This is a genomic window from Nonomuraea sp. NPDC003560 (assembly GCF_042878785.1).
Taxonomy (GTDB): domain Bacteria; phylum Actinomycetota; class Actinomycetes; order Streptosporangiales; family Streptosporangiaceae; genus Nonomuraea.
In genome coordinates, this window is sequence record NZ_JBIAOF010000019.1 from 105,609 (window position 1) to 127,210 (window position 21,602).

Annotated in this window: 23 protein-coding genes; 11 read left to right on the forward strand and 12 right to left on the reverse strand. The window is 72.4% G+C overall.

Going from position 1 to position 21,602, the window contains the following annotated elements:
• Positions 1 to 41 precede the first annotated feature (41 nt).
• The 3 genes from ACFYUV_RS47825 to ACFYUV_RS47835 are packed head-to-tail and all read right to left on the reverse strand — an operon-like array spanning position 42 to position 2,456.
• On the reverse strand, positions 42 to 815 hold the full coding sequence (locus tag ACFYUV_RS47825; RefSeq protein WP_352363141.1) for an SDR family oxidoreductase: 774 nt from the start codon (positions 813 to 815) through the stop codon (positions 42 to 44).
• 11 nt (positions 816 to 826) lie between these two features.
• Positions 827 to 1,948 (reverse strand): acyl-CoA dehydrogenase family protein, encoded by a 1,122-nt coding sequence (locus tag ACFYUV_RS47830; protein ID WP_387682003.1) that lies wholly within the window; start codon positions 1,946 to 1,948, stop codon positions 827 to 829.
• Positions 1,935 to 2,456, reverse strand: a complete 522-nt coding sequence (locus ACFYUV_RS47835; protein ID WP_387682130.1) for a flavin reductase family protein — start codon at positions 2,454 to 2,456, stop codon at positions 1,935 to 1,937. The genes ACFYUV_RS47830 and ACFYUV_RS47835 overlap by 14 nt, the downstream gene beginning before the upstream one ends.
• A 283-nt stretch (positions 2,457 to 2,739) precedes the next feature.
• Between ACFYUV_RS47835 and ACFYUV_RS47840 the strand changes: the two genes are divergently transcribed.
• Positions 2,740 to 3,900, forward strand: coding sequence for an acetyl-CoA acetyltransferase (locus ACFYUV_RS47840; protein ID WP_358298636.1), 1,161 nt, complete (start codon positions 2,740 to 2,742; stop codon positions 3,898 to 3,900).
• A 3-nt stretch (positions 3,901 to 3,903) separates the two neighbouring features.
• A complete protein-coding gene (locus ACFYUV_RS47845; protein WP_387682006.1) occupies positions 3,904 to 4,347 on the forward strand; it encodes a Zn-ribbon domain-containing OB-fold protein in 444 nt (147 codons plus the stop codon).
• A 374-nt stretch (positions 4,348 to 4,721) separates the two neighbouring features.
• On the opposite strand, the gene ACFYUV_RS47850 is transcribed toward ACFYUV_RS47845, so the two are convergent.
• Entirely contained in the window at positions 4,722 to 5,045 is a 324-nt protein-coding gene (locus ACFYUV_RS47850; protein ID WP_387682008.1) for a hypothetical protein, read from the reverse strand.
• 138 nt (positions 5,046 to 5,183) lie between these two features.
• On the opposite strand from ACFYUV_RS47850, the gene ACFYUV_RS47855 reads away from it, so the two are divergent.
• From ACFYUV_RS47855 to ACFYUV_RS47865, 3 genes are all read left to right on the forward strand, one after another.
• Positions 5,184 to 5,936, forward strand: a complete 753-nt coding sequence (locus ACFYUV_RS47855; protein WP_352319883.1) for a GntR family transcriptional regulator — start codon at positions 5,184 to 5,186, stop codon at positions 5,934 to 5,936.
• A gap of 265 nt (positions 5,937 to 6,201) precedes the next feature.
• A complete protein-coding gene (locus ACFYUV_RS47860) occupies positions 6,202 to 6,738 on the forward strand; it encodes a GNAT family N-acetyltransferase (RefSeq protein WP_358298461.1) in 537 nt (178 codons plus the stop codon).
• A 168-nt stretch (positions 6,739 to 6,906) separates the two neighbouring features.
• Entirely contained in the window at positions 6,907 to 7,587 is a 681-nt protein-coding gene (locus tag ACFYUV_RS47865) for a copper homeostasis protein CutC (RefSeq protein WP_387682012.1), read from the forward strand.
• A 21-nt stretch (positions 7,588 to 7,608) separates the two neighbouring features.
• Here the strand turns inward: ACFYUV_RS47865 and ACFYUV_RS47870 are convergent, their stop codons facing one another.
• The 5 genes from ACFYUV_RS47870 to ACFYUV_RS47890 all read right to left on the reverse strand — a co-directional run bounded on the left by ACFYUV_RS47870 (position 7,609) and on the right by ACFYUV_RS47890 (position 13,894).
• Positions 7,609 to 8,733: a DUF6986 family protein gene (locus ACFYUV_RS47870; RefSeq protein WP_387682015.1), complete on the reverse strand. Its 1,125-nt coding sequence runs from the start codon at positions 8,731 to 8,733 to the stop codon at positions 7,609 to 7,611.
• A complete protein-coding gene (locus tag ACFYUV_RS47875; RefSeq protein ID WP_387682017.1) occupies positions 8,730 to 10,046 on the reverse strand; it encodes an FAD-dependent oxidoreductase in 1,317 nt (438 codons plus the stop codon). Before ACFYUV_RS47875 ends, ACFYUV_RS47870 begins: the two co-directional genes overlap by 4 nt.
• Before the next feature lie 173 nt (positions 10,047 to 10,219).
• Complete coding sequence (locus tag ACFYUV_RS47880; protein ID WP_387682020.1) at positions 10,220 to 11,737, reverse strand: AMP-binding protein; 1,518 nt, start codon at positions 11,735 to 11,737, stop codon at positions 10,220 to 10,222.
• Positions 11,738 to 11,753: 16 nt separating this feature from the next.
• Entirely contained in the window at positions 11,754 to 12,830 is a 1,077-nt protein-coding gene (locus tag ACFYUV_RS47885) for a hypothetical protein (RefSeq protein ID WP_387682023.1), read from the reverse strand.
• A complete protein-coding gene (locus ACFYUV_RS47890; protein WP_387682026.1) occupies positions 12,827 to 13,894 on the reverse strand; it encodes an LLM class flavin-dependent oxidoreductase in 1,068 nt (355 codons plus the stop codon). Before ACFYUV_RS47890 ends, ACFYUV_RS47885 begins: the two co-directional genes overlap by 4 nt.
• A gap of 101 nt (positions 13,895 to 13,995) precedes the next feature.
• Between ACFYUV_RS47890 and ACFYUV_RS47895 the strand changes: the two genes are divergently transcribed.
• Complete coding sequence (locus ACFYUV_RS47895; protein WP_387682029.1) at positions 13,996 to 14,469, forward strand: hypothetical protein; 474 nt, start codon at positions 13,996 to 13,998, stop codon at positions 14,467 to 14,469.
• A gap of 6 nt (positions 14,470 to 14,475) precedes the next feature.
• On the opposite strand, the gene ACFYUV_RS47900 is transcribed toward ACFYUV_RS47895, so the two are convergent.
• Entirely contained in the window at positions 14,476 to 15,447 is a 972-nt protein-coding gene (locus ACFYUV_RS47900) for an acyl-CoA dehydrogenase family protein (RefSeq protein WP_387682032.1), read from the reverse strand.
• A 133-nt stretch (positions 15,448 to 15,580) separates the two neighbouring features.
• Between ACFYUV_RS47900 and ACFYUV_RS47905 the strand changes: the two genes are divergently transcribed.
• Entirely contained in the window at positions 15,581 to 16,252 is a 672-nt protein-coding gene (locus tag ACFYUV_RS47905; RefSeq protein WP_387682035.1) for a hypothetical protein, read from the forward strand.
• Between the two features lie 208 nt (positions 16,253 to 16,460).
• A complete protein-coding gene (locus ACFYUV_RS47910) occupies positions 16,461 to 18,203 on the forward strand; it encodes a proline--tRNA ligase (RefSeq protein ID WP_358298442.1) in 1,743 nt (580 codons plus the stop codon).
• 261 nt (positions 18,204 to 18,464) lie between these two features.
• Here the strand turns inward: ACFYUV_RS47910 and ACFYUV_RS47915 are convergent, their stop codons facing one another.
• Positions 18,465 to 18,941, reverse strand: coding sequence for a ferritin-like domain-containing protein (locus ACFYUV_RS47915; RefSeq protein ID WP_387682038.1), 477 nt, complete (start codon positions 18,939 to 18,941; stop codon positions 18,465 to 18,467).
• A 37-nt stretch (positions 18,942 to 18,978) separates the two neighbouring features.
• Positions 18,979 to 19,494 (reverse strand): hypothetical protein, encoded by a 516-nt coding sequence (locus ACFYUV_RS47920; protein WP_387682041.1) that lies wholly within the window; start codon positions 19,492 to 19,494, stop codon positions 18,979 to 18,981.
• 284 nt (positions 19,495 to 19,778) lie between these two features.
• On the opposite strand from ACFYUV_RS47920, the gene rimP reads away from it, so the two are divergent.
• Genes rimP through ACFYUV_RS47935 form a run of 3 tightly spaced genes read left to right on the forward strand, consistent with a single transcriptional unit; the run spans position 19,779 to position 21,573 of the window.
• Positions 19,779 to 20,273 (forward strand): ribosome maturation factor RimP, encoded by a 495-nt coding sequence (gene rimP, locus ACFYUV_RS47925; RefSeq protein WP_358298436.1) that lies wholly within the window; start codon positions 19,779 to 19,781, stop codon positions 20,271 to 20,273.
• A 12-nt stretch (positions 20,274 to 20,285) separates the two neighbouring features.
• Positions 20,286 to 21,290, forward strand: a complete 1,005-nt coding sequence (gene nusA, locus ACFYUV_RS47930) for a transcription termination factor NusA (protein ID WP_387682044.1) — start codon at positions 20,286 to 20,288, stop codon at positions 21,288 to 21,290.
• Entirely contained in the window at positions 21,274 to 21,573 is a 300-nt protein-coding gene (locus ACFYUV_RS47935) for a YlxR family protein (protein WP_352365338.1), read from the forward strand. Before nusA ends, ACFYUV_RS47935 begins: the two co-directional genes overlap by 17 nt.
• Positions 21,574 to 21,602 lie beyond the last annotated feature (29 nt).

Sequence of the window (21,602 nt, forward strand, 5' to 3'; positions counted from 1 at the left end):
ATGCCCGCCGCCTACCCCGAATTCTCCCTGACAGGGCCAGGTCAGGGATGTTGCGAGGACACCGAGACGGTCTCGCCCGTCATGTACGACGAGTAGTCGCTGGCCAGGAAGACGATCACGTTGGCCACCTCCCACGGCTCGGCCGACCGCCCGAACGCCTCCTTGGCGGCCAGCTCCGCCAGCAGCTCCTCGCTCGTCACCTTCGCCAGGAAGGGATGCACGGCCAGTGACGGCGCCACCGCGTTCACCCGGACGCCGTGCTCGGCGACCTCCAGCGCGACGCACCTCGTCAGCGCCATCACCCCGGCCTTGGCCGCCGCGTAGTGCGCCTGCCCGCGCTGCGCCCGCCAGCCGGCCACCGAGGCGTTGTTCACGATCACGCCGGAGCCCTGGCCGATCATGTGCCGGACCGCCGCCCTCGTGCAGCGCATGGTGCCGTTGAGGGTGACGTCGAGCACCGCGTGCCACTGCTCGTCGGTCATCTCGGCCAGCGGGGCCGTACCGCCGAGGCCGGCGTTGTTGATCACCACGTCGAGCCGGCCGTGCGCCTCCACCACCGCGTCGAACAGCGCCAGCACCTGCGGCTCCGACGTCACGTCGCAGGGGACCGCCAGCGGCTTGACGCCGGTCAGCTCGGTCAGCGCCTCGGCGGCGGCGGCCAGGCGGCGCTCGTGCCGGTCGGACAGGACGATCGTCGCCCCCTCCTCCGCGCAGCGCCTGGCGGTGGCGTAGCCGATGCCCGCGCCCGCGGCGGCGGTCACCAGCGTGACCTTGCCGTCGAGCAGACCGTGCGACTTCGGATAGGGCGGTGCCATCCGTGCTCCAATCAGCGGGGGAGACCAAGAGTGCGCTCGGCGATGATGTTCCGCTGGATCTCACTCGACCCGGCATAGATCGTGTCCGCCCGGCTGAACAAATACAAGCGCTGCAGGTCGTTCAGGCCGTCCGCCGCCACGAGCCCGGCCTTGCCCTGCACCTCCTGCGCCAGCTCGCCCAGCCGGCGATGCCACTCCGACCAGTAGAGCTTGGCGATCGACACCTCCGGGCCCGGGTCCGGGCCCAGCATCCGCAGGGCGTTCAGTCGCATGATCTCCAGCTCCAGCCACGACCGGACGAGCCGGTCGCGCAGCACCGGGTCCTCGGCCGCCCCGGTCCGCCGGGCGGTCGCGATCACCTCGGCCAGCTCCCGCCGGAACCCGATCTGCTGCCCCAGCGTGGACGCGCCGCGCTCGTGGCCCAGCGTGGCCATGGCCACCCGCCAGCCCTCGCCCGGCGCCCCGAGCAGGTTCCCCGCCGCCGTGCGCGCGCCGTCGAAGAACACCTCGTTGAACTCGGAGGTGCCGGTGAGCTGCCTGATCGGGCGTACGGTGACGCCCGGCCCGCCCATCGGCACCAGCAGGTACGACAGCCCGCGATGCCGCTGCGAGCCCTCCTCGGTACGGCACAGGACGAAACACCAGTCGGCGACGTGGGCCAGCGACGTCCACACCTTCTGCCCGGTGATCACCCACTCGTCGCCTTCGAGCCGCGCCCTGGTCCGGACGTTCGCCAGGTCGGACCCGGCCTCGGGCTCGGAGTAGCCCTGGCACCACAGCTCCTCGCCGCGCTGGATCGGCGGGAGAAACCGGTCCTTCTGCTCGTCGGTGCCGAACTCCAGGATGGTCGGGCCGATCAGCCCCTCGCCGATCAGGCCGACCCGGGCGGGGGCGTCGGCCCTGGCGTACTCCTCGTAGAAGGCGACCTGGTCGTCGAGGGAGGCGGCCCGGCCGCCGTACCGCTCGGGCCAGCTCAGGCAGGTCCAGCCCGCCTGGCCGAGCCGGCGTTCCCAGGCCAGGCGCAGGTCGTGCCCCTCATGCTCCCTGCCGGGGCCGCCGAGACCGCGGACGTGCGCGAACTCGCCGGACAGGCTCTCCTCCAGCCAGGCGCGGGCCTGCTCACGAAGGCTCAACAAATCCCCCGTAGCCGCCCTGGAAGAAGACCAGGGGGCCGCCGTCGGCGTGCGTGTCGAGCTGCAGCACCCGGGCCACCACGATCATGTGGTCGCCGGCCGGGTGCTCGGCCTCGATCACGCAGTCGAGCCAGGCCAGCGCGCCTTCGAGCACCGGGTTGCCGCCGGGGGAGCCGGTCCAGGCCAGGCCGGCGAACTTGTCGCCGCCCTTGGCCGCCATCTGCGCGCAGACCGGCTGCTGGTGCTCGGCCAGCACGTTCACGGTGACGACCTTCGCGCCGCGCACCCGGGGCCAGCTCGTGCTGGTGTGGGCCACGCAGAAGGCCACCAGCGGCGGGTCGAGCGAGACGGAGGTGAAGGAGTTGGCCGCCAGGCCGCACGGCTGGTCGTTCGCCGGGTCGAGGGCGGTGATCGCCACCACGCCGGTCGCGAACCTGCCGAGGACCTGACGGAACCGGCGGCCGTCGATGTGGCCGTTCCCGTTGTGCTGTGTAGGGCCGGGCGGCATGGCGGCTCCGTTACGAGTCCTGCTGCGCTGGTAGGGCGTCGGAAGGCCGCGACAGCCGTCCGGCGCGATGAGCCGGGCAGCGTGTGTGCTCATGGGGTCCGCCTCCTCGTCACCGACTGCGCCCATCATACATACCAAGCGCTTGCTTGGACACTAGGCTCGTTCCGGAGACCCTGTCAACCCGCCCGGAGTCCGCCCCGGTTGCCGCTCGCCGTCCGGTGGCCCCGTCGCCGGTTGACATGGCGAAAAAGGACGGCATAGCGTGCTCTCTGTGCCCAAGCGCTTGCTTGATTTCCGGGATGTGACCGCCATTGCGGGGATCGGCTACACCCCCTTCACCAAGAACTCGGGCGTCAGTACCCTCACCCTGGCCTGCCGCGCCGTCCTGGCCGCCCTCGACGACGCCGGCCTGCCCCCGGACGCCGTGGACGGCCTGGCCACCCACCGCGTCGGCGACTCGGCCGCGCCCTCCCTGGTGGCCCCCGCCCTCGGTCTGCCCGACCTCGCCTGGCACCTCGACCAGTTCGGCGGCGGCAGCGTCTCGCACGCCGTCGTCGGCCAGGCCGCCCTGGCCGTGGCGACGGGGATGGCCGAGACCGTCGTCTGCTACCGCGCGATCAACGCCCGTTCCGAGTTCCGCATGGGCGGCACCGGGCGCGGCGTGCCGGTCAGCCCCGAGGTCCAGTACCAGGCCCCGTACGGCTACTTCGCCCCGCCGCAGCAGTACGCCATGTACGCCCGCGCCCACATGCTGCGGTACGGCACCAGGCCCGAGCACTTCGGCCGCGTCGCCGTCACCCAGCGCGCCAACGCGGTCAAGAACCCGCGGGCCCTCATGCGCACCCCGATCACGCTGGAGGACTACCTGGCCGGCAGGTGGATCGCCGAGCCGTTCCGCCTGCTGGACTGCTGCCTGGAGACCGACGGCGCCTGCGCCCTCGTCGTCACCACCGCGGAACGAGCCCGCGACCTGCGCCGCCACCCCGTCCTGATCTCGGCGGCGGCCTGGGGCGGCGGCACGTCCCACCTGTCGGGCACGGGTCCGGCCGATCCCACGGTGACCGCGGCCGCCGCCCTGGCCCCGCGCCTGTACGCGCAGGCCGGCCTCGGCCCCGGCGACGTGGACGTGGCCGAGATCTACGACTGCTTCACGTACTCGGTGATCGTGCAGCTGGAGGACTACGGCTTCTGCGCCAAGGGCGAGGGCGGCCCGTACGTGGAGTCGGGCGCCACGGCCCCGGACGGCGAGCTGCCCGTGAACACCCACGGCGGTTTCCTGTCGGAGGGGTACGTGCACGGCCTCAACCACGTCGCCGAGGCGGTCGCCCAGCTCCGGGGCGAGGCCGGCGACCGCCAGGTGCCCGGCGCCGAGGTGGCGCTCTCGACGGCCCAGCCCGGCTACATCCTGCCCGCCACCTCCGCGCTGATCCTCAGGAGGTCGTGACCCATGACCCACGGTCCCCGTCCCGAGCCCGACCGCGACTCCGCCGAGTGGTGGGAGCGCCTGGCGCGGGAGGGGTTCGCGGTGCAGCGCTGCGACGGCTGCGGCACCGCGCGCTTCCCTGCGCGGGCCTTCTGCCCGTCCTGCCGGGGCGAGGCGTGGCGGTGGCTCCCGGTGCCGGCCGAGGGCGTGGTCGAGAGCTGGATCGTCAACCGCCGGGCCTTCCTGCCGGGCTCGGAGGAGCCGTACGTCGTGGTGATGGTCCGGCTGGACGCCGTCCCCGGCTGCCTGGTGCACGGGAACTGGCGCGGCGCCGCTCCCGAGCCGCTGCCCGGCCAGCGCGTACGAGGGGTCCGCACGCGCATCGACGACCGGCTGACCCTGCTCGACTGGGAGCCCCTGGACGGGGACGCGGATGCCCATTCGCCCGAGCGCACATCCTCCCGCTGATCGGTCCAGAACCGGACATTCGATTCGTACCGGAAATTCCCACCAGTCCCACCATTGCGAAGGTGCCTACAGGTTGGCCCGTGAGGGTTGATGATGAAGCTGAGGCGTCAACCATGGAGGCGACCCGGACGTGGCGGCGTACGTGTGCGGTAGCGACTCGGCGACAGACGTGACACCGAGGTCACGACCGCTGACTCCTGCCGCCGGCCCGGGCCTGGCTCGGACGGCGCGCAGCCCTCCGGGCACGGGGGCGGTACGGCGGCGCAAGAGGGTCCCTCGGAGGAAGGCGCGTCCTGGCGGGCGTGGGGGACCCGCCAGGACGCGCTTCCTGCCCCGTGCGCGGCGACGCCAGGACTCCGGCGAGGGATGGAGTCCTAGGCCGCGAGTTCGCGCACGGAGTCGGTGGGGGTGAGCGAAGGCACGTGCCGCCGGTGACGAACGGTGCTGCGTCGAGCCGCGCCGACAGGGTCATCGATGGGGTGCGTGACGGGGGCGCCACCCTCCTCGTTCCAGACAAAGGATCCGTCTATGCACCACACGGTCGGTTCGGTCGACACCGAGAGCACGGACATCGCCTTTTCCTTGCTCTGGTGCTTGTGGGAGAACCCGTCGCGCCGCAACGCGTAACGCAGTAAACGAGTTGCTTCGCGGGGGTCCTGCCAGGGCAGGAACGGCGTGTCCGAGAGAACCGGCAACACTTGGCCTCCACCCCCTCACCGGCCTTTAGATGGATTTGTACCAACGAATGGATGATGGGCCGGTCGAGGGGCTTCGGTCAAGGGGTTGTGGCCTGCTAGAACCAGATCGTCTAAATTGTTGGAACAAAAGGGGTGAAAGTGGCAAGGTCGGTGCTGTATCAGCAGGTGGCGGCGGAATTGCGTCGAGCCATCTACTCGGGTGTCCTCGGCCCCGGGGCGCAGCTGCCGACCGAGGCACAGCTCATGGAAGACCACGGGGTGAGCAGGAACACCGTCAGGCTGGCTCTCGGGGAGCTCGTCAACGAGGGGCTGGTCACGCGCACGCCGAGGCGCGGCACGGTGGTCCGCGACCGCAGGCCGCTGCTCATCTACCCGCAGCGCGAGCTGGAGCCGCAGCCCACCGGAGAACTGAAGGAGGCCTTCGCCTACGCCGTTGCGCAGGAAGGCCGGGCCCCGAGCCAGTACATTGAAGTGCTGACGGTTTCTCCCGTCGAGGAGATCGCCAGCAGGCTGGAACTGGCCGACGGAGAGCTGGCGGTCGTGCGTCGCCGCCTGCGGTTCGTCGACGGCCAGCCGTACAACACCAACGACTCCTACTTCCCCCGTGATCTGGTCGCCGACTCCGAGATCGCCAGGCCCGGAGACATCGCGCGCGGGGCGAACAGGGTTCTGGAAGAACTCGGGCACGCGCAGATACGCGTCGTCGACGACATCTGGGCCCGTATGCCCAACCAGGAGGAGGCCGAGCGCCTCCAACTCGAACTCGGCACGCCAGTCATGGTCTACGTCCGAGTCGGATACGACGGGGCCGACATGCCAGTGCGTGTCGCTGTGTCGGTGCTGCCCGCCGACAAACATCTGATCAGATACGAGCTCGATCGTCGCCGCTGACGGGCTCGGTTGAAGGGGTGATCCCGCCGGCCGGGCGCAGCGAGAAAGCCGCCTCGCTGGCCTAGGGGAGTCGTGCATACTCCCCTAAATCGCCATTTATCCATATATATCGGGTTGAGGACCCATATCGCCCCTGCGCGACATTGCGTCATCACGCTGTGTGTCGGCATGGGCACCCAACGCATCGAAGGGCTGTATTATGCACACAAACACCCTCCTTCACCCGCTCGCACTCCGGCGCGCGGAGCCCGCGGACCTTCCCGGCGTGCTCAGGCTTCTCGCGGACACCGCCGAGTGGCTGCACACCCAGGGAGTGCGGCAGTGGCCGCGGCAGGGATTCGGCCCCGAGCGGATCGAGCCGCTCATCGAGGAGCGGGTCCTGTACCTGCTCGACGACGAGCTGCGCTATCTCGACCCCGACGTCCAGGCCCCGCCCGTGGCGACCATCGCCCTCGACGGCAACGCCGACCCGGAGTTCTGGACCCCGGCCGACGACCCGGGGGCCGCGCTCTACGTCCACAAGCTGGCCGTGGCCAGGCCGTGGTCCGGCAGCGGGCTCGGCGACGCGCTCCTCGACTGGGCCTGCTCCGCGGCCCGCTCCGCCGGGCTGCCCTGGCTCCGGCTCGACTGCGCCAAGGCCAACCCGCGGCTGCAGGAGTACTACCGCATGCGCGGCTTCCGGCACGTCCGTACCGTGGACCTGCCGCACCGCTCGTCCGGGGCGCTGTTCCAGCGGCCGTCGCGCGACCTGTCCACGACGGCCTTCCGTGACCTGACGGTCGCGGAGCTGATCAGCGCCTAGCGAACCCCTCTGGCCGGACCCGGTCCGGAAGGGGGCCGGGCCCGGCCGGTGGTCGCGCGCCACCTCACGTCAGGCGGCAGGTCACCTCGTCGGCATGTACCGCAGTGGCCCCGATGGGCACGTGCGTTTCCGGCGCAAGTGGACAGAGCGCCATATAACCTCTTTGCCATGACCGGATCCCTCCTTGAGGTGATCGCGCTCAATGTGCGCGACGCCGTGGCCGCCGAGCAGGGCGGCGCCGACCGCCTGGAGGTCGTCGCCGACATGGCGGCCGACGGGCTCACCCCTGCACCGGAGACGGTCGCCGCGATCGCCGCGGAGTGCCCCCTTCCCCAGATGGTGATGCTGCGCTGCGAGGCCAACTTCACCGCCGACCCCGACGTCCTGGACCGGCTGCGCCGCGACGCCAAGGCGCTCGCGCAGGCCGGCGCGGCCGGGTTCGTGTTCGGTTTCCTCGACGACGCGGGCGCGGTCGACCTGGCGGCCACCGAGGCGCTCATCCACGCCGTCTCGCCGCTCCCGTGGACCTTCCACCGCGCGGTCGACCACGCCGCCGACGTGCAGGCGTCCTGGCGGGCCGTGCGGCTGCTGCCCAACCTGGCCACCGTGCTCACCTCCGGCTCCCCCCAGGGCGTCGGCGCGGGGCTGTCCACGCTCAGGTCCAGGGCCGAGGCCGGCGACGGGTCGATCATCCTGGCCGGCGGCGGGCTCAAGCCCGCTCACGTGCCCGACCTGCTGGACTACGGCATCCGCGCCTTCCACGTGGGCTCGGCCGTACGGGCGAGCTGGACGGACCCCGTCGAGTGGCGGCTGGTCCGCCAGTGGCGCTCCCTCGTCGAACGCGACTGAGCCCCCACCCCGTGGCGCGGCTCAGGGGAAAAGGACCGCGTCGGCGCGCCGGAGGGCGGCGGCCAGCGTCCTGACGGTGGCCGGCTCGTCCATGACGCCGCCCCCGGCCGCCCGCCGCTCCTCCCAGGCCCGTACGCGCTCCCGGTAGGAGTCGTAGTGGGCGAGGTGGAAGGCGTAGACGGTGGCGAACCTGCTGACGAGCTGCGCCGGATGCATGTCCCAGCCCTGGTGGAAGCCGTGGGCCAGGGAGTGGCCGACCAGCCGGGCGTGCCTGCCCCACAGGGCGTGGACGTCGTCCGCCCGGTCGGAGGCGGGCCCGGCGGCCAGCGAGCCGTCGGACAGTTCGACGCCCGTGCCCGCGAACGCCGTCTGCATCACATGCCTGGCGTGGTCGCAGGCCGGATGGTCGAGCCGCTGCTCGTGCGGCGGCAGGCCGATGGCGGCGGTGTAGTCGAACACGCCGAAGTGCGCCGCGGCCAGCCGCCCGCCGAGCGTCAAGGGCAGCTCGGCCCGCAGGAAGGGCAGCGTCTGGGGAGCCTCCACCTGCATCTCGAAGCGCAGCCCGGACAGGCCGAGCCGCGCCTCCAGCCGTTCCAGCACGCCCGCGAACTGCCCGAGGTACGCCTCCATCAGCACCTTGGGGAACGTCACCGTGAACCCCGCCGGCAGCTCGCCCGCCCGCTCCAGCACCCCGGTCAGGAAGCCGCCGAGCGTGCGCACCGACCTCGCCGGGTCGCCGTCGGCGAACGACTTCACCCGCAGCCCCCACCGCCGCGGCAAGGTCCCGGCGGCGTGCAGGCGGGCCACGGCCCGCGCGGCCTGTTCGGCGTGCCCGTCCTCCTCCTCGTGCGGGCGCACGCCGTAGCCGTCCTCGAAGTCGATCCGCAGGTCCTCGACCGGCTCGCGGGCCAGCTTGCCGAGCACCCGGTCGCGCACGCCGGGCGCGAACGCCTCCAGATGCGCCTCGGCCAGCGACAGCGCCCGCCCTCCCCACTCGGCGACGGTCGAGGCGGAGAAACGGTCGGCCGGCACGTAGACGGTGTGGACCGGCTGCCGGCCCGGCTCGGCCATGGGGTAGCGGGCCTGCTGCGCCGCGTGAACCTCGGCGAAACCGGGCACGGGCTCGTCGTGCGCGTACGGGCTCATTCCGGGTGGGCGCAGGCGCGGAGCATGGTGTCGACGCCGACCAGCTTGACGCGTTCGCCGCGGCCGAGCGACCTGGCCAGCTCGCCCTCGGCCCGTTCGATGGCCAGCCAGTCGTCGTAGGTCACCGGCCGCACGCCCCGCTCGGCCAGCAGCGACTCGACCGTCGGCCGCGACGCCCGCGCGCCGCCGGACTCGCCCTCCAGATCGGCCAGCAGCGTGCGGACCGTCTCGGCGGCGTCGGACTTGTTGGTGCCGATGACGCCGGTCGGCCCGCGTTTGAGCCAGCCCGCCACGTACTCGCGCGGACGCACCCGGCCCGCCTCGTTGGGCACGGTCATGGTCCGCTCGGAGAACGGCACGCCGGGCAGCGGGACGCTCTGGTAGCCGACCGAGCGCAGCACCATGCCGACGGGCAGCGTCTCGTACTCGCCGGTGCCGACGACGCGGCCCTCCTCCGACAGGCGGGTGCGTTCGAGCCGGAGCCCCTCGACCCGGTCGGCGCCCAGGATCTCCACCGGCCGCAGCCAGAAGCGCACGTCGAGGCGGCGCGGCCGGCCCACGGGCTCGCGGCCGGCCCACGACTGCAGGACCTTGATGTTGCCCTGGACCTGGCGCGGGAAGTCGGCGCCGAGGACGGCCGCCTCGTCGGGGCGCACGCAGACGTCGGCGTTGGCCAGCTCGCCGAGCTCGCGCAGCTCCTTCAGGGTGAACTTGGCGTGCTCGGGCCCCCGCCTGCCGACCATGTGGATCGCCTTGACCTGGCTCTGGCTCAGCCGGTCGAGGACGTCGTGGGGCACGTCGGTGTGCCGCAGCTCGTCGGCGGTCTTGGCCAGCACGCGCACGACGTCGACGGCCACGTTGCCGACCCCGATCACCGCGACCTCGGAGCTGTCCAGCGTGAAGCGGCCGGGATCGACGTCGGGGTGGCCGCAGTACCAGTTGACGAAGTCGGTGGCCGCCACGCTGCCCGGCAGGTCCTCGCCGGGGATGCCGAGCCGCCGGTCGACCATCGCGCCCGTGCAGTAGACGACCGCGTCGTAGACGCGAAGCAGGTCCGCGACCGAGACATGGGCGCCCAGCGTGACGCCGCCGAGGAAGCGCACCTGGGGCAGTTCGAGGACCCTGCGCAGGTAGTTCGCGATCGACTTGATCGAGGTGTGGTCGGGCGCCACGCCGTACCTGACCAGCCCGTACGGCGTGGGCAGCCGTTCCAGGACGTCGACCAGCACAGGCTCGGCCGACTGCTTGACCAGCGCCTCGGCTGTGTAGATCCCGGCCGGGCCGGACCCGATGACCGCCACGTGCAACGCCACGCTGCCTCCTCATGCCGGTGAAGGTGCGACGCGGAGGACGCGTCCCAAGAGGTGCAACCGGCCCGTGTGCTCGATGTATCCCCGGTCGCCCGCAGGTGAACCCGTCTCCCGTGAATACCCGTCCAACCGGATTCTCGCTCACGGGGCCCCTCATGGCAGCCCCTGAAACGCCGCTATCCGGGGACGGCCCGCGAGCGCAGGGCGAGCTTGTCGACCTTGCCGTTGACGTTGACGGGCAGCGCGTCCACCACCTCGACGCGCTTGGGCACCTTGTAGTTGGACATGTTGGCCTTCGCCCAGGCCAGCAGCGCGTCGGCGGTGACGCGGGCGTCCGGCCGGGGCACCACGTACGCCACGCCGGCCTCGCCGGAGACCGGGTCGGGCACGCCGACCACGGCGGCCTGGGCCAGCGAGCCCTCGCGCAGCAGGAGCGACTCGACCTCGGCGGGGGAGACGTTGAACCCGTTGACGATGTAGAGCTCCTTCTTCCTGTCCACGATGGCGAGGTTGCCCGCCTCGTCCAGCACGCCGACGTCGCCGGTGTGCAGCCAGCCGTCGGCGTCGATCACCTCGGCCGTCCTGGCGGGCTCGTCCCAGTAGCCGCGCATGACGCCGTAGCCGCGTTGCAGGATCTCGCCGCGCCGGCCGGGCGCGACCTCCTTGCCGTCGTCGTCCACGATCTTGACCTCGATGCCCGGGACGGCCCTGCCGGTGGTGTTCGCGATCACGTCGATGGGGTCGCCGGCCCGGGTCATGGACACGACCGTGCCCTCCATCAGCCCGTACGCGTTGATCATCCGTTCCAGGCCGACCCGCTCGGCCAGCCGGGTGATCAGCGTGGCGGGCACGGAGGCGGCTCCGCAGATGGCCACCCGCAACGAGGAGACGTCCCAGTCGGCGCGGTCCAGCTCGTCCAGGATCCGGGCGAACAGGGTGGGCGGCCCGGCCAGGATCGTCGCCTTCTCGGAGGAGATCAGCGACATCAGCGCGTCCGGCGAGAACACCGGGATCGGCAACATCGTGGCCCGCCGCAGCACGCACGCGACGAGCCCGGCGTTCAGCCCGAACCCGTGGTTGAACGGCGCGATCACCGGATAGCGGTCGTCCTCGTCCAGCGTGACGATCTCCGCCCAGTCCCAGTAGCCGCGCAGGACCTGGGCGTGGTCGAGCATCACGCCCTTCGGCGTGCCCGTGGTGCCGGACGTGGACATGATCTCGCACAGGTCGCCGGGCCCGACCGCCAGCGCCCGTTCCTCGACCGCCCGTCCGCTCACCCCGCCCGCCTCCAGGTCGCCGGCCGCGCGCACGGCCACCCGGGCGTCCATGGGAGGCAGCAGGCCGGCGAGCGGCGGATCGCCGACGATGACGACCTTCACCCCGGTCCGGCCGATCAGCCCGGCCGCCTCGATGCCCTTGTACCGCGACGACAACGGCACGAGGACGGCCCCCGCGTCCCAGACGCCGAACGCGTGCCGCACCCACGACGCCGAGTTCGGGCCCCAGATCGCCACCCGGTCGCCGGGCTCCACGCCGAGGGCGATCAGCCCGCGGGCCACCTCGGCGGCTCCCGTCCTGAGCTCCGACAGCGTGACGCGCGCGCCGCCCTCGACGACCGCGACGGTGTCCGGATGGCGTGCGGCCTGGTCGCGCAGCATGCGGGGGAGCGTCCCCCAGTCGGGCATCGATGCCATCGGCTACTCCGTCGCGCTAGCTGACGAGGGCCCTGTCCCGGCCGAGATGGTGGCCGCGCCGGTCGTCCACCGTGCCGGGCACGGGGGTCTCCAGGACGTCCTGGGCGATGCGGACGTCGATCGAGATCGGGGTCAGGGCGCGCACGGCCTGCTCGATCCTCGACCGCCACATCGGGTTCCTGACCAGGCTCTCCCGGCCGAAGGAGACGGTCAGGGCGGCGGCGTCCAGGGTGCCCTGGCGCTCGACCGACAGCTCCCAGCCGGTCACGCCGTCGATCTTCGACAGCGCCTTCTCGACCCGCGGCAACGCCAGCCACACGCCCCTGACCAGCACGTGGTCGCCGACGGTGTGCGCGGGCGCGGGCAGCCCGGCGCCGCCGGAGCCGTCGGCCCTGGCCACCAGGCCGGTCCTGAGCACGGCGTCGCCCAGCGTGGAGTGCCCGGACGGCGTGAGGACCAGCTCGGCGAGCGCGTCCTGCGGGCCGGCCAGGTCGTCCTTGGTCAGCGAGGCGAGGCCCAGCACGCCGTCCGCGAGCGGGGTGAGCGGCGCGTCCTCGGCGGCCCTGAACGCGAGGGCGGCCCCGCCGAACGGGCTGGCGAGCACTTCGGTGACGGCGCAGCCGAACTCGCCGGCCAGATGACCCATCGTCCGCCTGGAGGCGATCTCGCCGGTCAGGACGATGTGGTCGAGCCCGAGGTCGAGCGGGTCGAGCAGGAACTCCAGGTGCAGGCGGGCCAGCAGGTCCATCGCGCCCGTCGGGGTGCTGACCAGCGTGGTCGCGCCGAGCGCGGTCAGCGCGTGGTGCAGGCGCAGGCGGCCGCGCGGCCCGACGGCGGCGGCGGCCCGCGCGACCTGCGCGGCGGCGGCGGTCCACAGCGCCCCCGCGGGCTCGGCGAGCGCCACCACGACCCGGTCGCGCCCGCCGACGCCGGCCGCGCGCAGCGCCGCCGCGGTGAGCCCGGTCGCGGCGGCGGCGTCCTCGGGGCCGAGCGGGAACACGCTGGACAGGTCGGGCGCCACGAGCAGCAGCCCTTCGGCGGTGCGTGCGGACGAGGCGAGGTCGTCGCGGGTCAGCCAGCGGGCGGCGGTCAACGGGCCACCTCGTTCATGAACAGCGTCATCGACTCGCACACCTTCTCGTGGGCCAGCCCGCCGACCTGCGCCTGGATGATCAGGTCCGTGGCCCCGGCCTCGGCGATCCTGACCAGGGCCTTGCGCGAGCCCTCGACGTCGTCCACCACGACCATGAGGTGCTCGCGCAGGGTGGCCATCGCCTCCTCCGGCGGCATCCCGGCGGCGAGCTGGCCCAGCACGCGGTGGGTGGCGTGCCGGGCGTCGTAGTAGTCGGGCGGGGTGACCAGGTTGACCTGGCGGCGGATGTACCACAGGACGGCGTCGGCGGCGGTGGCGGTGGCCTCGTCCCGGGTGGGGGCGGCGAACCAGGGGATCATCAGCGCCACGCGCCGGGAGGCGGGGTCGAAACCGCTCTCGGCCAGGCACTCCCGGTATTTCGCGATGTCGGCGGCGACGTCGTCGATGCCCTTGAGCATCGTCATGCCCAGCAGGTTGTAGCCATGCCGGGCGGCGGCCAGGTAGCCCTCCAGCGAGGTGGAGGCCACCCACACGGGCGGGTGCGGCTCCTGGACCGGACGGGGGTAGACGGCCACGTCAGGGATCTCGAAGAACTCGTTCGACCTGCTGATCGGCTCGCCGTCGGCGCGCCAGATGGCGAGGGTGGCCTCCAGCGAGTCCTCCCAGATCTGCCGCGACTTCTCGAACGGCCGCTGGAAGGCCTGGTACTCCAGGGGGGAGGCGCCGCGTCCGGTGCCGAACTCGACCCGGCCGCCGCTGAGCACGTCGAGGGTGGCGACCCGCTCGGCGGTGCGGATGGGCGACTGGAACGGCAGCAGCACCACGCCGAGCCCGAGGTGGATGCGCTCGGTGCGCTGCGAGATGGCCGCGAGGACCAGGTCGGGGGCGGAGGAGTGGGAGAAGCCCCTGGTGAAGTGGTGCTCGACGAACCAGGCCGTGTCGAACCCCAGCCGATCGCCGAGGACGACCTGCTCGATCACGTTCTGGAACGCCTGTCGTTCGACCCCGCGGGTGCGGCCGCGGACCTCCAGTTCGTACCCCAGGCTGATCCGTAGGGACGTCATCGCGCCTCCGGCGAAAGTAGTGAACCAAGCGCTCGCTTGGTAGAGCGTATCAGGGCCGAACACTTGCGGGAAGGGCGCGCCGCCGATCAGAGTGGTTGCTCGTGAGGCGAAAGCACGCGCTGCGGCGGTCGAAGGACGGCACGTTCCACGACCATGGCGACGACGATCCCTCGCTCCCCGACGCGCGCGCTTACGAGGCTTTCGGCCGGGTCATGGCCGCCCTCGCGACCGAGGCCGACGTCATCGAGTCGTGCCGCGACCTGACGTGGTGGCGCGGCGCCGACCGGAGCTGGCACATCGAGTGGCGCGACGGGCCGTACGCCTCGGAGGTGGCCGCGCTGCTCGCCGGCCAGGTCGGCGACGCCGGCGGCGCGCCGCTCACGGCCGCCGGCCCCGCGGGCGCGGGCTCGGCGGTGCTGGAGGTGCTGGGGGTGCGCTTCGAGCTGCGCGCGATCGACCCCATGGGCCGGGCGCGGGTGCGCGCGCGGCCGGGGTTGTGGCGTCTGGCCGAGGCGCTCGACACCACCCGCCGCACCAACACCCGCCATCCGTGGGAGGAGCTGCTCGGCGGCTGAGCCGCCTCACGCCTCGCCGAAGACGTGCGCGGCCAGGCGGGCGCGGTGCGTCCGCGGCGGGCACAGGAGCTGGGCGTCGGACGTGGCCCGCTTGAGATACCGGTGCGCCGGATGCTCCCAGGTCACCCCGATCCCGCCGTGCACCTGGATGTTCTCGCCCGCCGCCGTCAGGTAGGCCTCGGCGCAGTACGACCCCGCGACGGCCGCGAAGACCTCCGCCTCTGCTTCCGACGCCGCCTCCGCCGCCGCCCGTGCCGCCGAGCGGGCGGACTCCACGAGCAGCAGGACGTCGGCCAGCTTGTGCTTGATCGCCTGGAAGGAGCCGATCGGCCGGCCGAACTGCCGGCGCGAGCGCGCGTACTCGGTGGCCATCTCCAGGCAGCGCGCCGCGCCGCCGGTCTGCTCGGCCGCCAGGGCCGCGATCCCGAGGTCGCGTACGCGGGCCCACGACGTCCCCGGGCCCAGCCTTCGTACGGGTGCGCGGTCGAAGGTCAGGGAGACCAGGGGGCGGGTCTCGTCCATGGTCGGGTACGCCGTCCGCCGCGTCGGCTCGGCCTCGACCAGGTGCCCGCCGGTGTAGACGAGCACGATCTCGCCGTCCAGCGCGTACGGCGCCGAGCCGGAGAGCCGGTCGTCCGCCAGCGCCAGGTCCCCGTCGCCCGGCAGCACGACGGTCGCCGTCGCCGCGCCCGAGGCCAGCTCCGGCAGCAGCCGGGCCCGCGCGTCCTCGTCCCCGTCGGCCATGAGCGCGCCGACGGCCAGCACGGCCGACTGGAGGAACGGGTGGGGTGACAGCGCGCGTCCCAGCTCCTCGGCCACGGCCGCCGCCTCGGCCGGGCCGCAGCCCGCGCCGCCGTACCGCTCGGGCACGAGCAGCCCCGCCGCGCCCACGTCCCGCGCGAACGCCTGCCACGTCGCGTCCGGCCGGTCGGCGAGGTAGGCACGGACGACGGCGCCGAGCTCATCGGAGAGGGTCACCCGAGCATGGTAAACCAAGCGATTGCTTGCCTTAGATACGGATGACCGAAATTTGCCTTTTTTGGATGGATACATAATCTGGATGCGGTCATCCCTAGACATTTCCGGGGGAGGGATTGACCAGGGAATGAAGATGAACCACACCGCAATCGAGTACGCCGACTTCGCCGAATGCGACCGGCGGCTGCGCCGCATGGAACGCCATGTGCTGGCGGCCTTCCTGGCAGGACTGGCCGTCGGCCTCATCGGCATGCTCACCGCCGGCAAGGGCCCGGAATGGTTCGGCCAGCTCTACGACCCGTACGCCTACCTGGCCCTCGCGATGGTCGTGGGCGCCACCGCGTCGGGGTTCGGCTGGGCGCTGCTGACCACGTTCCTCGCGGCCGTGTCCACCGTGGTCGCGGCCATGGGCGCGGGCGCCCTGCGCGGTGTGGACGGCTTCGACGTCATCGGCGGCGGCGTCGCCGGGCTGAACTGGACGGTCGGCCTGCTGGTCGGCCTCGGCCTGCTCGCCTACGTCACCCGCAGGCGGGACCGCTGGGGCGACCTGGCCGCGGGCGCGATCGGCGCGCTGCTGATCGCCGACGTCGTCGACCGGGCGACCCCCGGCTTCATCGACAGCGAGCAGTCGTTCTGGCCCGGACCCGCCATGGTGGTCGCGCTGCTGGCCGTGGCCCTGGTCGTGGTGCTGCGCAGGAACCGGCGGGCCCGCGTGCGCGCCCTGGCGGTCTCGGCCGTCTTCGCCGGACTGCTCACCGTCTGCCTGGGCGTCTTCGTGGGCGGCTGGCTGCCCCTCTCGGCCTGAGCGGGCGTACCGGCCCTCTCGCCTGAGCGGCGTACCGGCTCTCTCGCCTGAGCGGCGTACCGGCCCCTCTCGGTCTGAGCGGGCGTACCGGCCGCGAACCCGGCGATCCGGGCCGATCCGGGCCCGCGCCCGATTAACGCCGCGCGGCGCGGCTCCCCGAGTCGATAGCCTGTAATCCTTCAGATCCAGGCCCGAGCAAGGAGTAGCCGTGTTGCTGCGCATGTCGTCGTTGTTTCTTCGCACCCTGCGGGACGACCCGGCAGACGCGGAAGTGCCGAGCCACAAGCTCCTCGTCCGCGCCGGCTACGTCCGCCGCGTGGCCCCCGGCATCTACTCGTGGCTGCCCCTCGGCAAGCTGGTGCTGGAGAACGTCACCAGGATCGTCCGCGAGGAGATGAACCGGATGGGCGGCCAGGAGGTGCTCTTCCCCGCCCTGCTGCCCCGCGAGTACTACGAGGCCACCGGCCGCTGGACCGAATACGGCGACACCCTGTTCCGGCTCCAGGACCGCAAGGGCGCCGACTACCTCCTAGGCCCCACGCACGAGGAGCTCTTCACCGACATGGTCAAGGGCGAATACTCCTCGTACAAGGACTACCCGGTCACGCTCTATCAGATCCAGACCAAGTACCGCGACGAAGCCAGGCCCAGGGCCGGCATCCTGCGCGGCCGCGAGTTCCTCATGAAGGACTCCTACTCCTTCGACCTCGACGACGACGGCCTCAAGCGCTCCTACGAGCAGCACCGCGAGACCTACATCCGCACGTTCGAGCGGCTCGGCATCGAGTACAAGATCGTGTTCGCCACCTCGGGCGCGATGGGCGGCTCGGCCTCCGAGGAGTTCCTGGCGCCGACCCCCACCGGCGAGGACACGTTCGTGGCCTGCCACTCCTGCGGCTACGCGGCCAACGCCGAGGCCGTCACCACCACCGCGCCGCCCGCCCGCGACCTCGACGGCGCCGCGCCGATGCGGGTCCTCGACACGCCCGACACCCCGACCATCGAGTCCCTGGTGTCCTACGTCAACGAGCGCCACGGCCTGTCCGTCACCGCCGCCGACACGCTGAAGAACGTCGTCGTCAAGGTCACCACCCCCGGCTCCGACAAGGTCGAGACGCTGATCATCGGCGTGCCCGGCGACCGCGAGGTCGACTTCAAGCGCCTGGAGGCCGCGCTCGCGCCCGGCGAGCCCGCCATCTTCGAGGCCGCCGACTTCGCCGCCCACCCGGGCCTCGTCCGCGGCTACATCGGCCCGCAGATCCTGCGCGAGCTCGGCATCCGCTACCTCGTCGACCCCCGCGTCGTCACCGGCAGCTCCTGGGTCACCGGCGCCAACGAGCCCGGCAAGCACGCCGCCGACGTGGTCGCCGGGCGCGACTTCGTCCCCGACGGCACGATCGAGGCCGCCGAGGTGCGCGCCGGCGACCCCTGCCCCCGGTGCGGCTCCCCGCTGTCCATCGACCGCGGCATCGAGATCGGCCACATCTTCCAGCTCGGCCGCAAGTACGCCGACGCCGCCGGCCTCGACGCCCTCGGCCCCGACGGCAAGCCCGTCCGCATCACCATGGGCTCCTACGGCATCGGCGTCTCGCGGGCCGTGGCCGTCATCGCCGAGCAGGCCCACGACCAGCTCGGCCTGGTGTGGCCGCGCGAGGTCGCGCCCGCCGACGTGCACATCGTCGGCACCGGCAAGGAGAACCAGGTCGAGGCCGCCCTTGAGCTGGCCGGCGAGCTGGAGGCGCAGGGGCTGCGGGTGCTCGTCGACGACCGCGCCCAGGTCTCGCCGGGCGTCAAGTTCAAGGACGCCGAGCTGCTGGGCGTGCCCACGATCGTGGTGATCGGGCGCGGGCTGTCGCAGGGCGTCATCGAGCTGCGCGACCGGGTGACCGGCGTCAAGGAGGAGATCCCCCTCGCCGAGGCCGCCACCCGCATCCTGGCCGCCTGCCGCTGACCCACCCCCCCGCGGGCCGGGTAGCTGTCCCGGCTCCGGTGATGGGACTGGTCCGTTGTCCCGGCTCCCGTGATGGGGCCGGGACCGCTGTCCGGTCCCGTCACGGCGGGCCGCTGTCCGGTCCCGTCACGATGAGGGCGGGCCGCTGTCCTGGCTCTGCGAGGGGGCGAGCCGTTGGGCCGGCCTTGCGTTTTCGGGGGTGGGCTGCTGTCCTGGCTGCGCGTTGGGGCGGCCCGTGGTGCCGGGCCGGGCGTGGTGTCGTCAGCTGCCGGAGCGGGACGGTGCCGGCGTGGGAGGCGGCGTCGCGGGCGGGGTGCTGCCCGGCATGCCGGGGAAGGCCGCGGGCGGTGCCGGCTGGAAGGCGTAGGCGCGGGTCGCCGACTCCTGCATGGCCAGGGCGGCGTACTTGCGCAGCGCCGGGTCCGCAGCGGCGGCCAGCTCCAGGTAGGCGGCCGTGACGCCGTTCTCCAGCTGCACGGCCAGCCGGGCGGCCTGCGCGGCGCCGGTGGGCACGTACGGCAGCGCGTAGGAGGGCTCCGACTCGTTCGGGCGGCTCCCGCGGCCGATGATCAGATTGCGGAGCTGGTCGCGGCGGGCCCGGTGGGCCTCGTACGCGGCGCCGGTCAGGTCCCGCAGGGAGCCGGTCGTACGCGCCCCCAGGAGCCCGTAGGCGAACACGGCGGCGTGCTCGGCGGCCAGAGCCTTGCGCAGCTTCTCGACGTCGTCCCCGGCCGTCACGACGCTGCCACCACGATCCTGTTCATCACGATCCCGTTCACGACGACTTGGGCAGCGACACGGCGTGGACCGCCTCGCACGCCCCGATGCTGGCGAGGAGCTGGGCCACGCCGGGGGACAGGCCGGCGAGCTGACGGGGCCGCTGCGCCGCGGCCCGGCGCTCCACGTCCCGCAGCCGTGACAGCGTGGGCTTGGGCGACTTCGACGGCGTGGCACTGGGCGACGCGCCCGGCGAGGCGGGCGCGGACACGGCGGGCGAGGAGGCGGGCGACGAGACGGGCGGCGGGCCGGCGGGCAGGTATTTGCGCAGCTCCGCCAGGTGCGCCTGGTGCCGGGCGCGGAAGGGCTCCAGGGAGTCGGCGCCGCCCGCGATCAGCGCCGAGTAGAGGGCGACCGTGCGCTCCTTGTCGGCGACCACCTGCCGCAGCAGGACGGTCTCGGGCGAGTCGGGCGCCGGGGTCGCGGGCCCGGCGGGACCCGAGGCGCTGCAGGCCGTCAGGGCGGCCGCTCCGCCCGCCAGCACGGCTCGCCTGGAGAGGTGACGCGGGCGCACGGGCTTGGACCTCCGGTGACTACGGACCCGGTGACGAGGGACCCCAGTGACCGGGGCGCCGACGGCGACGGCTCCAGGTGACTGCGGACGCAGATAGCATCGTACGGGCTGGTGCCCGGGAACGCCGTCAGGCGACGCTCCGCCACTCGACCACGACGAGTGGCGCTCTCTCCGTGCCTCCGTACAGATAGGGTGTCAACTGTCGTCGCTGGCTGCACAGCCAGACGGCGGAGAGCCAGTGGCGAGGTCCGCCCGGCTGAGACATGACAATAGGGGAGGTCGATATGGGCAGCGCATCATCCCGCGACCACCTGATGAAGCTCCTGGAGCCCGTGGTCGGCGCGGAGGGCCTCGATCTGGAGGACGTCACCGTCACCCAGGCGGGCAAGAGGCGGTTGCTGCGCGTGATCGTCGATCGCGACGGCGGCGTGAGCCTCGACGACATCGCCGACGTGAGCCAGGCCGTCTCCACGGCGCTCGACGAGGACGACGTGATGGGGCAGGCCGCGTACACCCTTGAGGTCTCCTCTCCGGGCGTCGACCGCCCGCTCACCGAGCCGCGCCACTGGCGCCGTGCCGCCAAGCGGCTGGTGAAGGCCGAGATGAGAGACGGCACCGTGGTGGAGGGCCGCGTTCTGGCGGCGGACGAGAGCGGCGTCGACCTCGACGTCGCCGGCTCCGCCCGCCGGCTCGATTACCAGGACCTGACCCGAGGCCGGGTGCAGGTGGAGTTCCGCCGGATCGACGACACCGACGACGTCGACGGCGACGAAGGCTAAGGGGGAAGCCTCGTGGACATCGACATGAGCGTCCTGCGCAGCCTGGAGCGGGAGAAGGACATCTCCTTCGACCTGGTCGTCAAGGCGATCGAGGACGCGCTGCTGATCGCCTACTTCCGCACCGAGGGCGCGGCGCCCAAGGCGCGCGCCCAGCTCGACCGCGGCAGCGGCCACGTCACGATCTGGGCGGCCGAGCTCGACGACGAGGGCGACGTCGTCAGGGAGTTCGACGACACTCCGGGCAACTTCAGCCGGATCGCCGCGACCACCGCCAAGCAGGTCATCCTGCAGCAGCTCCGCGACGCCGAGGACGAGATCAACTTCGGCGAGTTCGCCAGCCGCGAGGGCGAGCTGGTCTCGGGCGTGATCCAGCAGGGCAAGGACCCGCGCGTGGTGCTGGTCGACCTCGGCAAGATCGAGGCCGTGCTGCCGCACGCCGAGCAGGTCCCGGGCGAGGACTACGTGCACGGCGAGCGCATCCGCGCCTACGTGGTGCAGGTGAAGAAGGGCCACAAGGGGCCGTCGGTGACGCTGTCGCGCACCCACCCCGGCCTGGTCAAGAAGCTCTTCGCGCTGGAGGTGCCCGAGATCGCCGACGGCACCGTGGAGATCACCGCGGTGGCCCGCGAGGCCGGCCACCGCACGAAGATCGCGGTCCGGTCGCGCAAGCCGGGCGTCAACGCCAAGGGCGCCTGCATCGGCCCGATGGGCTCGCGCGTCCGCAGCGTGATGGCCGAGCTGCACGGCGAGAAGATCGACATCATCGACTGGTCCGAGGATCCCGGGCAGTTCGTCGGGAATGCGCTGTCGCCGGCCCGTGTTTCCCATGTCGAGGTTCTCGATCTCGAAGGACGGGTCGCACGGGTGACGGTCCCCGACTACCAGCTTTCGCTGGCCATCGGCAAGGAAGGGCAGAACGCCCGGCTTGCCGCCAGGCTCACCGGATGGCGCATTGACATCCGGCCTGACACACAAGCCGAGGATGCCGCCGGTTCCGTAGATGCGTCAACACGGTAAGCTGGAATATGGTGGCCACGCGGCCCCACAGCGCACCTGTGTGGGCTGCAGGGTTCGCACGGCTAAGTCCGAGCTGCTCCGCCTGGTGCGGATCGAGGACCATCTGGTCCCTGATCTGCGAGGACGGCTTTCTGGCCGCGGTGCATCGCTGCATCCGTCCTTGAGCTGTCTGGAGCTCGCCGAGCGTCGCCGAGCGTTCCCGCGCGCGTTCCGCGTGCCGGGGCCGCTTGACGTCTCGCGAGTGCGGGCACACCTGGAGGAGGAATCACGAAATGTCATGTAGGACGCCGAGTTGATGGGCGGAGTCAGATT

Bases quoted from the DNA above. Each gene is read 5' to 3' on its own strand.
- ACFYUV_RS47825 (WP_352363141.1), bottom strand. From the start codon at position 815: ATGGCACCGCCCTATCCGAAGTCGCACGGTCTGCTCGACGGCAAGGTC.
- ACFYUV_RS47835 (WP_387682130.1), bottom strand. From the start codon at position 2,456: ATGCCGCCCGGCCCTACACAGCACAACGGGAACGGCCACATCGACGGC.
- ACFYUV_RS47845 (WP_387682006.1), top strand. From the start codon at position 3,904: ATGACCCACGGTCCCCGTCCCGAGCCCGACCGCGACTCCGCCGAGTGG.
- ACFYUV_RS47865 (WP_387682012.1), top strand. From the start codon at position 6,907: ATGACCGGATCCCTCCTTGAGGTGATCGCGCTCAATGTGCGCGACGCC.
- ACFYUV_RS47870 (WP_387682015.1), bottom strand. From the start codon at position 8,733: ATGAGCCCGTACGCGCACGACGAGCCCGTGCCCGGTTTCGCCGAGGTT.
- ACFYUV_RS47880 (WP_387682020.1), bottom strand. From the start codon at position 11,737: ATGGCATCGATGCCCGACTGGGGGACGCTCCCCCGCATGCTGCGCGAC.
- ACFYUV_RS47890 (WP_387682026.1), bottom strand. From the start codon at position 13,894: ATGACGTCCCTACGGATCAGCCTGGGGTACGAACTGGAGGTCCGCGGC.
- ACFYUV_RS47905 (WP_387682035.1), top strand. From the start codon at position 15,581: ATGAACCACACCGCAATCGAGTACGCCGACTTCGCCGAATGCGACCGG.
- rimP (WP_358298436.1), top strand. From the start codon at position 19,779: ATGGGCAGCGCATCATCCCGCGACCACCTGATGAAGCTCCTGGAGCCC.
- ACFYUV_RS47935 (WP_352365338.1), top strand. From the start codon at position 21,274: ATGCGTCAACACGGTAAGCTGGAATATGGTGGCCACGCGGCCCCACAG.